11 protein-coding genes and 2 pseudogenes are annotated in these 12,239 nt (G+C 66.1%); 10 read left to right on the top strand and 3 right to left on the bottom strand.

Going from position 1 to position 12,239, the window contains the following annotated elements; translation table 11 throughout:
- Together LPU83_RS37720 and LPU83_RS73870 are read right to left on the bottom strand one after the other, a co-directional pair.
- Window positions 1-358: transposase (locus tag LPU83_RS37720; protein WP_197901932.1), on the bottom strand; the 358-nt coding region annotated here is incomplete at its 3' end.
- A gap of 135 nt (window positions 359-493) precedes the next feature.
- A pseudogene (locus LPU83_RS73870) lies at window positions 494-632 on the bottom strand (IS3 family transposase); the annotation flags it as partial.
- A 148-nt stretch (window positions 633-780) separates the two neighbouring features.
- On the opposite strand from LPU83_RS73870, the gene LPU83_RS37715 reads away from it, so the two are divergent.
- On the top strand, window positions 781-984 hold the full coding sequence (locus LPU83_RS37715) for a cold-shock protein (RefSeq protein ID WP_024318839.1): 204 nt from the start codon (window positions 781-783) through the stop codon (window positions 982-984).
- Between the two features lie 111 nt (window positions 985-1,095).
- On the opposite strand, the pseudogene LPU83_RS75690 reads toward LPU83_RS37715, so the two are convergent.
- Window positions 1,096-1,303, bottom strand: a pseudogene (locus LPU83_RS75690) (OB-fold nucleic acid binding domain-containing protein); the annotation flags it as partial.
- Window positions 1,304-1,612: 309 nt separating this feature from the next.
- Between LPU83_RS75690 and LPU83_RS37705 the strand changes: the two are divergent.
- The 9 genes from LPU83_RS37705 to fni all read left to right on the top strand — a co-directional run bounded on the left by LPU83_RS37705 (window position 1,613) and on the right by fni (window position 12,183).
- Entirely contained in the window at window positions 1,613-1,957 is a 345-nt protein-coding gene (locus LPU83_RS37705; protein WP_225040247.1) for a hypothetical protein, read from the top strand.
- A 279-nt stretch (window positions 1,958-2,236) separates the two neighbouring features.
- The gene (locus LPU83_RS37700) at window positions 2,237-3,439 is read left to right on the top strand and encodes a cytochrome P450 (protein WP_024318841.1); all 1,203 of its coding nucleotides are present in this window, start codon (window positions 2,237-2,239) and stop codon (window positions 3,437-3,439) included.
- A gap of 94 nt (window positions 3,440-3,533) precedes the next feature.
- Entirely contained in the window at window positions 3,534-5,135 is a 1,602-nt protein-coding gene (locus LPU83_RS37695; RefSeq protein ID WP_024318842.1) for a cytochrome P450, read from the top strand.
- A complete protein-coding gene (locus LPU83_RS37690) occupies window positions 5,122-5,976 on the top strand; it encodes an SDR family oxidoreductase (RefSeq protein WP_024318843.1) in 855 nt (284 codons plus the stop codon). The genes LPU83_RS37695 and LPU83_RS37690 overlap by 14 nt, the downstream gene beginning before the upstream one ends.
- Complete coding sequence (locus tag LPU83_RS37685; RefSeq protein WP_024318844.1) at window positions 5,976-7,319, top strand: cytochrome P450; 1,344 nt, start codon at window positions 5,976-5,978, stop codon at window positions 7,317-7,319. The genes LPU83_RS37690 and LPU83_RS37685 overlap by 1 nt, the downstream gene beginning before the upstream one ends.
- A gap of 154 nt (window positions 7,320-7,473) precedes the next feature.
- Window positions 7,474-8,472, top strand: coding sequence for a polyprenyl synthetase family protein (locus tag LPU83_RS37680; RefSeq protein ID WP_024318845.1), 999 nt, complete (start codon window positions 7,474-7,476; stop codon window positions 8,470-8,472).
- A 126-nt stretch (window positions 8,473-8,598) separates the two neighbouring features.
- Window positions 8,599-10,149: a hypothetical protein gene (locus LPU83_RS37675; RefSeq protein WP_024318846.1), complete on the top strand. Its 1,551-nt coding sequence runs from the start codon at window positions 8,599-8,601 to the stop codon at window positions 10,147-10,149.
- The gene (locus LPU83_RS37670; RefSeq protein WP_024318847.1) at window positions 10,146-11,048 is read left to right on the top strand and encodes a terpene synthase family protein; all 903 of its coding nucleotides are present in this window, start codon (window positions 10,146-10,148) and stop codon (window positions 11,046-11,048) included. Before LPU83_RS37675 ends, LPU83_RS37670 begins: the two co-directional genes overlap by 4 nt.
- An 85-nt stretch (window positions 11,049-11,133) precedes the next feature.
- Window positions 11,134-12,183: a type 2 isopentenyl-diphosphate Delta-isomerase gene (gene fni, locus LPU83_RS37665; RefSeq protein ID WP_024318848.1), complete on the top strand. Its 1,050-nt coding sequence runs from the start codon at window positions 11,134-11,136 to the stop codon at window positions 12,181-12,183.
- The last annotated feature ends 56 nt before the right edge of the window (window positions 12,184-12,239 follow it).

Here is a 12,239-nt window from a genome sequence, read left to right as displayed (position 1 = left end):
TTTTGCCCTGCTTGAGGAAGCCCGTCTCGTCGATGACCAGGACCGCATCATCCGTGGCGAGGTTTTCTACGACATACTCTCGCACGATGTCGCGAAGTGCGTCCGCGTCCCAGCGCCCGCGCCCCAGAATGGCTTGTTGCCGCCACGGGCCGGGATCACCGGCCGCCTCAGCGCGCATCCAACCTGTCTTACGCCGCTCGTCGCCCAGCAAGCCGTCCAGGAAAAGGTTCGCAGATGCTGCAACTCGCTCCTGCGTAAACAGTCCGCGCATGCGAGCATTCACGTCGCGCAACGATGATGCCCAAAGTTCAAGCGTCGTCTCGATTGATGCACCTGCCATCCATGACCTCCGAATCATGGAGACCCATAGATTCAGACCATAGATAAATATGCAACTGTAATGCTAGCACCGCCGTTCTGGTTTTGGTTCCGGCGTTCGGACGCCCTACGCGACAGGTCAGCGATCAGCATTGCCTGCAGCTGTTCCGCTGTGCCGGGCGCGGGCCGACCGGCGATCCATGTCGATCCGCTTGGCGACAGCGTCGTTAAGTCGTAATAGGTGGGGCAATCGGTAGCAGCTTGCAGATCGGCTCGACCCCGAGCACCCAACGGTGTTCACGAACCGTCGATACGCAGTTCACCTCTCAGGCAATGAGTTGCCGAGTTCCTACGAATGGGAATATTGCTGAAAAGTAGCAGACCGTTGGTGGACAAGGATACGCTCGGAGCTATAGGTCCGATTGGCGGGCCAAACTCGCTGCAGAATTAAAGAGGAAAGTCATGCCTACAGGTACCGTGAAATTTTTTAATGAAGACAAGGGATTTGGCTTCATTACGCCCGAGAATGGCGGAGCGGATGTGTTCGTCCATGTGTCTGCCCTGCAACGAGGCGATTCGCTCCGAGAAGGCGAAAAGGTCAGCTACGAGCTGGGCCAAGATCGGAAGACCGGGAAGTCGAAGGCCGAAAACGTAAGCGTGCTCTGACCCCATGAGCGAGAGGATTGGCCGCGGATTTTTCAGTTTCCGAGCGTAGGCAGGCTAGTCAAATTCCAATAGCCTTGGCGGGATTAGAACCGTCGGCCCGTCGTTACCTCCTTACCTGAAATCCCGAGTCTTCACCTTGATCGCGTCGAGATGCAGCTAGGGATCCACGATACCCCTCGGCCACGGCCCTTCTGCAATCCACGCGGATCGGGCGCCGGCGATCCATAATGAAACTCATCGCCTCGCCCATGCGGCAACGGAAACGCCGCGTCACGCTGACGCTTGCCAGTTTCCCTGACAGGTTGGACAGCAGATGAGCGTTCGCGCAGCGTCAATGCAGCAACCAAGAAGAGGGCAGCCGTACGACGCGATGGCGCAGGAAAGCCAAAAACGAACGTGGACGACCGCGGATGGGGCTCGCTTCGCGGCATCGACTCCAGCAAACCTGTGCCCTTTGTCGAGGACACGGGCGAGCTGCTATGAACAACGAAATCTCCCACCTGACCGCGAGCGCCGCGGCGCTGCTCGCTGAACAACCTGGACTTCGCCGGCCGAAATCGCACGCCTTCTGCTGATGCGATGCGTGCCGAGACCCCTTCCTCATGAGTACGAACCGTGGCGATTCAGGGTGCTCGGCGCAATCATTCCAGATCTCGATGGTTTCGTCGCTATGGAACGGAGGAACCTGCCTCCACCCGCAATTCCGATCCTGTCGCTGCATCTGCGACCGGCTCTGCTGGCCGGAGTAGGCGTCGTCGAGCGGGCCGGACCGGAGACGCTCGAAATGCTGCGCGGCCAAATGACGGGTGTCAACAAAGTGCCTTTCAGCAGCGCTACCGATGAGATCATGAACCATACATGCCGTTCGGTGGCGTCGTCGCAGTTGCAGTTAATTAGAGAATCCTGCCCCGCGGATTCTCATCTGCCAAATCCGGCTGAAACAACCGCATTCTCACGTTTAATTGCTAAGTGACAGCCGCGATTCCCGGCACGTATCATGTCAAATCCACCAGTTGGAAAAATGAACCAAAATGTATTCTAACATATATTTTGGTATAGTTTCAGCTCTTTGAGAAAAATTAATGTCTTATCGTATTTTTATATAATATAAACAGTATATATTCTCAAATATATCTTCTGCTCATATTGTCTTAAAACAAGTACTAGTAGAGCTTCGTTTTACGTCATTCGCTGCCGCAGCGCCTGCCGGTCACCTTCCGCCCTTCCATCGCTTAGAGAGTGAAGTGCCACCATGTCCAAACAACCCTTGCCGACGCTGCCGATGTGGCGCGTCGATCATATCGAGCCCTCGCCCGAGATGTTGGCGCTACGCGCCAACGGTCCGATCCACCGCGTGCGCTTCCCATCCGGGCACGAAGGCTGGTGGGTGACAGGCTACGACGAGGCCAAGGCGGCGCTGTCCGACCCCGCGTTCCGGCCCGCGGGAATGCCGCCGGCGGCATTTACCCCGGATTCGGTGATTCTCGGTTCGCCGGGGTGGCTAGTCTCGCACGAAGGGGACGAGCATGCCCGGTTACGCACGATCGTGGCGCCGGCCTTCAGCAACCCCAGGGTGAAGCTGCTCGCGCAGCAGGTCGAGGCGATCGCCGCCCAGTTGTTCGAGACGCTGGCGGCTCAGCCCCAGCCTGCCGACCTGCGGCGCCACCTCACCTTTCCGCTTCCGGCAATGATCATCAGCGCGCTGCTGGGTGTGCTCTACGAGGATCACGCCTTTTTCGCCGGGCTGTCCGACGAGGTGATGACACACCAGCATGAAAGCGGCCCGCGCAACGCGTCGCGCCTGGCCTGGGAAGAACTGCTCGCCTACATTCGCAGCAAGATGCGCGACAAGCGCCAGGATCCGGGCGACAACCTGCTGACGGATCTGCTCGCGGCGGTCGACCAGGGCAAGGCGACCGAGGAAGAGGCGATCGGCCTGGCGGCGGGCATGCTGGTGGCGGGGCACGAGAGCACCGTCGCGCAGATCGAATTCGGCCTGCTGGCCATGTTCCGCTATCCGCAACAGCGCGAACGCCTAGTCGGCGATCCATCCCTGGTGGACAAGGCGGTGGAGGAAATCCTCCGCATGTACCCGCCGGGCGCGGGCTGGGACGGCATCATGCGCTATCCGCGGACCGACGTGACCATCGCGGGCGTGCATATTCCCGCGGAGAGCAAGGTGCTGATCGGCCTACCGGCGACGTCGTTCGATCCGCGCCATTTCGACGACCCGGAAATCTTTGACATCGGACGCGACGAAAAACCGCACCTGGCGTTCTCCTCCGGGCCGCACTACTGCATCGGCGTGGCGCTGGCCAGGCTGGAACTCAAGGTGGTTTTCGGTTCGATCTTCCAGCGCTTTCCCGCGCTGCGCTTGGCCGTGGCGCCCGAAGAACTGAAGTTGCGCAAGGAGATCATCACTGGCGGGTTCGAAGGGTTCCCGGTGCTCTGGTGATGCGCGGAAGTCGCCGGGAATCGCGATCTTCTCCGCAATTTGCCGGCGCGCGTGGCGCGCGCTGGTCAGATCAACCAGCCAACAGGTAACCAAGATGGACGTGCAAGAAGCCACGGCAGCATGCCGAGACGCCTTCGCCGAACTGGCGTCGCCAGCGTGCATCCACGACCCGTATCCGTTTATGCGGTGGTTGCGCGAGCACGATCCGGTGCATCGCGCCGCGTCGGGCCTCTTTCTGTTGAGCCGCCACGCCGACATCCACTGGGCGCTCAAGGCCACGGGCGATGCATTTCGGGGACCGGCGCCGGGCGAACTGTCCCGCTATTTCCCGCGTGCGGCGACCAGCCTGTCGCTCAATCTGCTAGCGTCCACGCTAGCGATGAAGGAACCACCGACGCATACGCGTCTGCGCCGGCTGATCTCGCGCGATTTCACCATGCGCCAGATCGACAACCTGCGGCCGAGCATCGCGCGCATCGTCGCAGCGCGCCTGGACGGGATGGCGCCCGCGCTGGAGCGCGGGGAGGCGGTGGACCTGCATCGGGAATTCGCGCTGGCCTTGCCCATGCTGGTCTTCGCCGAACTGTTCGGCATGCCCCAGGACGACATGTTCGGGCTCGCCGCCGGCATCGGCGCCATTCTGGAAGGCTTGAGCCCGCACGCCAGCGATCCCCAGCTCGCCGCAGCGGACGCGGTTAGCGCCGGGGTACAGGCCTACTTCAGCGACCTCATACAGCGCAAGCGCACCGATCCCCACCACGACATCGTGTCGATGCTGGTCGGCGCACACGACGACGATGCCGACACCCTGTCGGATGCGGAGTTGATCAGCATGCTGTGGGGCATGCTGCTGGGCGGCTTCGCCACCACTGCTGCGACCATCGACCATGCGGTCCTGGCGATGCTGGCGTATCCCGAACAGCGGCACTGGCTGCAGGGAGACACCGTGGGGGTGGAGGCATTCGTCGAAGAAGTCCTGCGCTGCGACGCGCCCGCCATGTTCAGCTCCATTCCGCGTATCGCCCAGCGCGACATCGAACTGGGCGGCGTGGTGATCCCGAAGAACGCGGACGTGCGCGTGCTGATCGGGGCCGGCAATCGCGACCCGGACGCCTTCGCCGATCCCGACCGCTTCGATCCCGCGCGGTTCTACGGCACCAGTCCTGGCATGTCGACCGACGGGAAGATCCTGCTGAGCTTCGGCCATGGCATCCACTTCTGCCTCGGTGCGCAACTGGCCCGGGTGCAGTTGGCCGAGAGCCTGCCGCGGATCCAGGCGCGCTTCCCCACGCTGGCATTGGCCGAGCAGCCGACCCGGGAGCCCTCCGCATTCCTTAGGACGTTCCGCGCGCTGCCGGTGCGGCTGCATGTGCAGGGGGGGGCTGAGATGCGCGTCGTGGTCGACGAGGATCTGTGCGGAACCACCGGGCAGTGCGTGCTGACGCTGCCGGGCACCTTTCGCCAGCGCGAAGCAGACGGCGTGGCCGAAGTGTGCGTGTCGACGGTCCCGCAGGCGATGCACGCCGCCGTGCGGCTCGCGGCCAGCCAGTGCCCGGTCGCCGCCATTCGGGTCATCGAAAGCGACGCTGGCGACGACGAGCGCGCCAGCGCCGACCTTGCGCCTTCTCCGGCGGAGGCAGAGCGGCATGCCGCGAAAGACCAAAGCAATCCAGGAGGGCACGATGGGACGGTTTGAAGGTAAGGTGGCCGTGGTGACCGGCGCGGGCGCCGGCATCGGCAAGGCATGCGCCCTCGCCATCGCGCGCGAGGGCGGCAGAGTGGTGGTGGCCGACATTGATGGCTCGGCGGCCATCGCCTGCACCGCGCAGATCGCGGCCGAAGCAGGCCACGCGCTGGCAGTGGCCATGGACATCGCCGATGCGCAGGCGGTGGCAGCGCTGTTCGAGACGGCGGAGCGGCACTTCGGTGGGGTCGACCTGCTGGTGAACAACGCGAGCGCCATGCACCTGACCCCGCGCGACCGCGCGATCCTCGACCTGGACCTGGCGGTCTGGGATCAGACCATGGCGACCAATCTGCGCGGCACGCTGCTCTGCTGCCGGCAGGCCATCCCACGGATGATCGCCCGCGGCAGTGGCGCGATCGTCAACATGTCGTCGTGCCAGGGGCTCAGCGGTGACACCGCGCTGACGTCCTACGCCGCGTCGAAGGCGGCGATGAACATGCTGTCGGCCTCGCTCGCCACCCAGTACGGTCATGCGCAGATCCGCTGCAACGCGGTTGCGCCGGGTCTCATCATGACCGAGCGTCTCCTCGCTAAGCTGGACGAGTGCATGCAACGGCATCTTAGCCGGCACCAGCTCCTGCCGCGCGTCGGCCGCCCCGAGGACGTGGCCGCGCTGGTGGCGTTCCTGCTCTCCGACGATGCTGCGTTCATCACCGGCCAGGTCGTGTGCATCGACGGCGGCATGCTGGCGCATGTGCCGACGTACGCCGACGGTGGCAACAGCCGCGCCGCGAGGCCTGCCGGCGACACCCCCGAAGCGGCCGCGGCGCCGCGCTGCAGATGGAGCTGATGGACATGCTGCTCAACCCGCTGAACCGTCGGCACCGGCTGCGACACGACATCCCCGTCGTGCCCGGCGCTTTCCCCCTGGTCGGGCATCTTCCCGCCATCGTCTGCGACCTGCCGCGCCTGCTGCGGCGTGCGGAAAGTACGCTGGGCAGCCACTTCTGGCTGGATTTCGGCCCTGCCGGACACCTGATGACCTGCGTGGATCCGGATGCGTTCGCGCTGCTCCGGCACAAGGACGTGTCCTCGGCGCTGATCGAAGAGATCGCGCCCGAATTGCTTGGCGGAACACTGGTCGCCCAGGACGGCGGCGCGCACCGGCAGGCGCGCGATGCGATCAAGGCGGCGTTCGTGCCCAAGGGGCTGACCCAGGCCGGCATCGGCGACCTGTTCGCGCCCGTCATCTGGGCGCGGGTGCAGGCGTGGCGTGACCGCGGCGACGTAACTATCCTGCGCGAAACCGGTGACCTGATGCTCAAGCTCATCTTCAGCCTCATGGGAATCCCAGCGCAGGACCTGCCGGGATGGCATCGCAAGTACCGGCAACTGCTGCAGTTGATCGTCGCGCCCCTGGTCGACCTGCCCGGACTGCCCTTGCGGCGCGGCCGCGCCGCCCGCGACTGGATCGACGCACAGTTGCGCCAGTTCGTCCGCGACGCGCGCGCGCATGCCGCGCGCACCGGGTTGATCAACGACATGGTGAGCGCCTTCGATCGCAGCGACGATGCGCTCTCCGATGACGTCCTGGTCGCCAATATCCGCTTGCTGCTGCTTGGCGGTCACGAGACCACCGCCTCGACGATGGCCTGGATGGTGATCGAGCTGGCGCGGCAGCCTGTGCTGTGGGACGCCCTGGTCGAAGAGGCGCAACGCGTGGGCGCGGTGCCGACCCGGCACGCGGACCTTGCGCAGTGTCCAGTCGCCGAGGCGCTGTTCCGCGAGACGCTGCGCCTGCATCCGGCGGTCACGCTCCTGCCGCGTCGCGCGCTGCAGGAATTGCAACTCGGCCAACGGCGCATTCCCGCAGGCACCCATCTGTGCATCCCGCTGCTGCATTTCTCGACCTCGGCGCTGCTGCACGAGGCGCCTGATCAGTTCCGCCTGGCGCGGTGGCTGCAACGCACGGAGCCGATCCGGCCGGTGGACATGTTGCAGTTCGGTACCGGCCCACACGTCTGCATCGGCTACCACCTGGTGTGGCTGGAAATGGTGCAGTTCTGCATCGCCTTGGCGCTGACCATGCACAAGGCCGGGGTGCGGCCGCGGTTGCTGAGCGACGTCGAAAAAGGCCGGCGCTATTACCCGACCGGACATCCGTCCATGAAAGTCCGCATCGGATTCTCATGAGCTGGCATCGCATGCCCCGTGTGGCGAGGCAGCGGCGCCGGCGACGCGCGGCATTGCTGCACTCGGTGCGCGCGCTCGGTGCGACGCCGGCAACACCGCGGCGGCTCGCCGCTCGCCCTGGCCATCTCCTATCAGGTACAAGGACATGAACAACATGCAGACCGGTTCCAAGCTACACGACGACCGACCTGGCGTTTCCGCGCTCGGCGGATTGGGCGCGCAGGCGCGCGCCGCATCCGGCAGGTTGCTGCCGGAGATCTGGATGCAGGACGGCGCAAAGCGAGTCGAACAGGCGCTGGCGCGTCTTCTCTGCGCCGAAGACGACGGTGAGACCGAGCTGATGGCGGCGATGCGCTACGCCACCTTGAATGGCGGGAAGCGCACCCGAACCTTGCTCTGTCTGGCTGCCGGCGCACTGGCCGACACGCCGGCGCACATACTCGACGACGTCGGCGCCGCCATCGAGATGATGCACGCCTGTACCCTGGTCCACGACGACCTGCCCGCGATGGACGACGACGTGCTTCGCCGCGGCCTTCCGACCGTGCACGTCAAGTTCGGCGAAGCCACTGCGATCCTGGTCGGCGATGCGCTGCAGGCGCACGCCTTCCTGACTCTGGCGAGCCTGGATGCGCCGGGCGACAACCGTATCGCGCTCGTGCGCGAACTGGCGCACGCGGTGTCCGCCGAGGGTGCCGCAGGCGGGCAGGCCATGGATCTGTCGCTGGTCGGAAAGTACGTCGAGCTGGACAGGATCGTGGCTATGCACCGGATGAAGACCGGTGCGCTAGTGCGCGCGTCCGTTCGCATGGGCGCGCTATGCGCCATCGCGGAGGATGCCGCGCACGCTGCGCTGTACTGTGCGCTCGATCGCTACAGCGCCTGTTTTGGCCTGGCGTTGCAGGCGGTCGACGACATTCTCGACGCGACAGCGGATACCGCGACGCTGGGCAAGACCCCCGGCAAGGACGCGGCGGCGCAGAAGCCGACCTGCGCGTCGATCATGGGCCTGCAGTCAGCGCGCCAGTTCGCGCTCGATCTGTTGCGCGACGCCGAGGAGGCCATCGCCCCGCTGGGGCCGCGTGCGGAACCGTTGGCGCAGATGCTGCAGCGGGCCAACCCGTATCTGTTCAAGCACGCGCCATGCGCATGAGCGCGCCCGTCAGCATGGAGTCGCCCGGCAGCGGTGCATGCTGCACTGTATCCGACTCCGCGGCGACATGCGCGGCGTCTGCCCGATCCTGGTTCTCGTCAACCGCCTGCAGAAGGAGCATCCCGCGTGAATGCGCTGTCCGAACAGATCCTTTCCGAATTGCGCCACCTGCTGAGGGAGATGAGCGACGGCGGCAGCGTCGGTCCGTCCGTCTATGACACGGCGCGAGCTCTGCAGTTCCACGGCAACGTCACCGGGCGGCAGGACGCATACGCGTGGCTCATCGCGCAGCAACAAGCCGATGGCGGATGGGGAAGCGCGGACTTCCCGCTGTTCCGCCATGCACCCACGTGGGCGGCGTTGCTGGCATTGCAGCGTGCCGATCCTCTTCCCGGCGCTGTCGACGCAGTCCAGGCTGCAACCCTGTTCCTCGAGCGCCAGCCCGATCCCTACGCGCATGCGGTGCCGGAAGACGCGCCGATCGGCGTGGAGCTGATCCTGCCGCAGTTGTGCGGCGAGGCCGCATCCTTGCTGGGCGGCGTGGCGTTTCCGCGCCACCCGGCGCTCCTGCCGCTGCGGCAAGCGTGCCTAGTCAAGCTGGGGGCGGCGGCGACGTTGCTGAGCGGCCATCCGTTGCTGCACTCCTGGGAAGCCTGGGGGACGTCGCCGACCACCGCATGCCCGGATGACGACGGCAGCATCGGCATCAGTCCGGCGGCCACCGCCGCGTGGCGTGCGCACGCCGTGACACAGGGGAGCACGCCGCAAGTCGGGCGCGCCGACGCGTATCTGCAGGCGGCATCGCGGGCGACGCGCAGCGGCATCGAAGGTGTCGTTCCCAACGTCTGGCCGATCAATGTGTTTGAGCCATGCTGGTCGCTGTACACCCTCCATCTGGCCGGGCTGTTCGCGCATCCCGCGCTCGCCCAGGCGGTGCGCGTGATCGTCGCGCAGCTCGACGCCCGCCTGGGCGTGTGCGGTCTGGGGCCGGCCTTGCACTTCGCGGCCGATGCGGACGACACCGCCGTTGCGTTGTGCGTGCTGCGCCTTTCAGGCCGCGACCCGGCGGTCGATGCGTTGCGCCATTTCGAAATCGGCGAGTTGTTCGTCACCTTCCCGGGCGAGCGCAATGCCTCGGTGTCGACCAACATCCATGCCCTGCATGCGTTGCGACTGTTGGGAAAGCGCGCCGCCGGCACCAGCGCCTACGTCGAGGCCAATCGCAACTCGCACGGTCTATGGGACAACGAAAAATGGCACGTTTCGTGGCTGTATCCCACCGCGCATGCGGTCGCTGCGCTGGCGCAAGGCAAGCCCCAGTGGCGCGACGAGCGCGCGCTCGCGGCGCTGCTGCAGGCGCAGCGCGACGACGGCGGCTGGGGCGCCGGTCGCGCGTCCACATTCGAGGAAATCGCCTATGCGCTGTTCGCGTTGCACGTGATGGACGGGAGCGAAGAGCCGACAGGTCGCCGGCGCATCGCGCAGGCGGTGGCGCGTGCGCTGGAGTGGATGCTCGCCCGCCATGCGGCGCATGCATTGCCGCAGACGCCGCTGTGGATCGGCAAGGAACTGTATTGCCCCACCCGGGTCGTGCGCGTGGCCGAACTTGCCGGGTTGTGGCTGGCGCTTCGTTGGGGGCGGCGCGTCCTGGACGAGGGAGCAGGAGCGGCGCCATGATCCAGACCGAACGCGCGCTGCAGCAGGTGCTGGAGTGGGGGCGTTCCCTGACCGGGTTCGCCGACGAGCATGCAGTGGAAGCGGTCAGGGGCGGCCAGTACATCCTGCAGCGCATCCACCCGAGCCTGCGCGACACCAGCGCCCGCACCGGCCGCGATCCGCAGAACGAAACGCTGATCGTGGCGTTCTATCGCGAACTGGCGCTGCTGTTCTGGCTCGACGATTGCAACGACCTTGGCCTCATCGCGCCGGAGCAGCTCGCCGCGGTGGAGCAGGCGCTGGGGCAAGGCGTGCCGTGCGCGCTTCCCGGATTCGAGGGCTGCGCTGCGCTGCGCGCTTCGCTGGCCGCGCTCGCCTATGATCGTCGCGACTATGCTCAGCTTCTCGACGATACCCGGTGCTACTGCGCGGCGCTACGCGCCGGACACGCGCAGGCGGCTGGAGCGGAACGCTGGTCCTACGCCGAGTACCTGCACAACGGCATCGATTCGATCGCCTACGCGAACGTGTTCTGTTGCCTGTCATTGCTGTGGGGGCTGGATATGGCAACCTTGCGCGCGCGTCCGGCATTTCGCCAGGTCCTGCGGCTCATCTCCGCGATAGGGCGCCTGCAGAACGATCTGCATGGACGCGACAAGGACAGGTCGGCCGGCGAGGCCGACAACGCGGCGATCCTGCTGCTGCAGCGCTATCCGGCTATGCCTGTGCTGGAGTTCCTCAACAACGAGCTGGCCGGCCATAAGCGCATGCTGCACCGGGTGATGGCGGAAGAACGCTTTCCCGCGCCGTGGGGACCGTTGATCGAGGCCATGGCGGCAATCCGCGCTGAGTACTACCAGACCTCGACCAGCCGCTACCGCAGCGACGCTGCGGGGGGAGGCCAGCGTGCGCCGGCCTGAGCGCGCGGGAGGCGACGGCGTGCGTGCGCTGCCGTCGGTCCGATCCGACGCAACGCCGTCGCCCGATGCGACGGACTGGGCGAGCATGAGCGACACCGCCCTGAGCCGGCGCAAAGACGACCATCTGGACATCGTGCTGGATCGGCGAACGGCACCGGCCACGGTCGCCGCAGGCTGGGAGTACATCCGTTTCGAACACTGCGCATTGCCCGAGTTGGACCTGACGCAGATCGACCTGTGCGCGTCGCTGCTGGGCAAGACCATGTGCGCGCCGCTGCTGATTAGCTCCATGACCGGCGGCATGCCACGCGCCGAGGCCATCAACCGGCATTTGAGCGAGGCAGCGCAAGCCTTGGGGATCGCCATGTGCGTCGGTTCGCAGCGCGTGAGCCTGCAATCCGGCAACTCCCTGGGGTTGACGCGCGCGCTGCGCCGCGTGGCACCAGACATTCCCTTGCTGGCCAATATCGGCGCCGCGCAACTGCGCGAGGCCGACGGCCTGGATCTGGCGCGCCGTGCGGTAGATGCACTGGAGGCCGATGGACTCATCGTCCATCTCAATCCGCTGCAGGAAGCGGTACAGCCGGAGGGCGACCGCGACTGGCGCGGCGTCTTGGCGCAGATCGCTCGCGCCGCACGCAGCGTGGGCGTGCCGATCGTGACCAAGGAAGTGGGGTCGGGCCTGTCCGCCTCGGTGGCTTGTGCGCTCGTCGAGGCAGGCGTGGCGGTGATCGATGTCGCCGGCGCCGGCGGCACCAATTGGGCCGCGGTGGAGGGCGAGCGCGCCCGCAATGCCGCCGATCGTGCAGTGGCGATGGCGTTCGCCGAGTGGGGGATTCCGACCCCGGCCAGCGTGCAGGCGGTACGTCGGGCGCTGCCAACGGTGAAGCTGATCGCGTCGGGCGGGATCCGCGACGGCATCGACGTGGCCAAGGCCATCCGCCTGGGCGCGGACATCGCCGGGCAGGCGGCCGGCGTGCTGGACGCGGCGACGGTGTCCACCGAGGCGGTTGTCGCGCATTTCGAGATCGTCATCCGCCAGTTGGCCGTTGCCTGCTTCTGCACCGGCTCGGCCGATCTGGCGGCGTTGCGTCAGGCGCGCTTGTTGCCCTCTGCGCATCTGCCCGCCGGTTGATGCCGGCGTCGCCCGCACGTGGCGGCGGGTGCCTAGACTAGTGCCCGTCCATAAAC

The organism is Rhizobium favelukesii (assembly GCF_000577275.2).
Classification (GTDB): Bacteria; Pseudomonadota; Alphaproteobacteria; order Rhizobiales; family Rhizobiaceae; genus Rhizobium; species Rhizobium favelukesii.
This window is presented reverse-complemented; position numbering and strand designations above follow the sequence as displayed.

Coding starts and splice junctions, on each gene's coding strand:
- LPU83_RS37695 (WP_024318842.1), top strand. CDS start 3,534: ATGGACGTGCAAGAAGCCACGGCAGCATGCCGAGACGCCTTCGCCGAA.
- LPU83_RS37700 (WP_024318841.1), top strand. CDS start 2,237: ATGTCCAAACAACCCTTGCCGACGCTGCCGATGTGGCGCGTCGATCAT.
- LPU83_RS37715 (WP_024318839.1), top strand. CDS start 781: ATGCCTACAGGTACCGTGAAATTTTTTAATGAAGACAAGGGATTTGGC.
- LPU83_RS37680 (WP_024318845.1), top strand. CDS start 7,474: ATGCAGACCGGTTCCAAGCTACACGACGACCGACCTGGCGTTTCCGCG.
- LPU83_RS37685 (WP_024318844.1), top strand. CDS start 5,976: ATGGACATGCTGCTCAACCCGCTGAACCGTCGGCACCGGCTGCGACAC.
- LPU83_RS37670 (WP_024318847.1), top strand. CDS start 10,146: ATGATCCAGACCGAACGCGCGCTGCAGCAGGTGCTGGAGTGGGGGCGT.
- fni (WP_024318848.1), top strand. CDS start 11,134: ATGAGCGACACCGCCCTGAGCCGGCGCAAAGACGACCATCTGGACATC.
- LPU83_RS37690 (WP_024318843.1), top strand. CDS start 5,122: ATGGGACGGTTTGAAGGTAAGGTGGCCGTGGTGACCGGCGCGGGCGCC.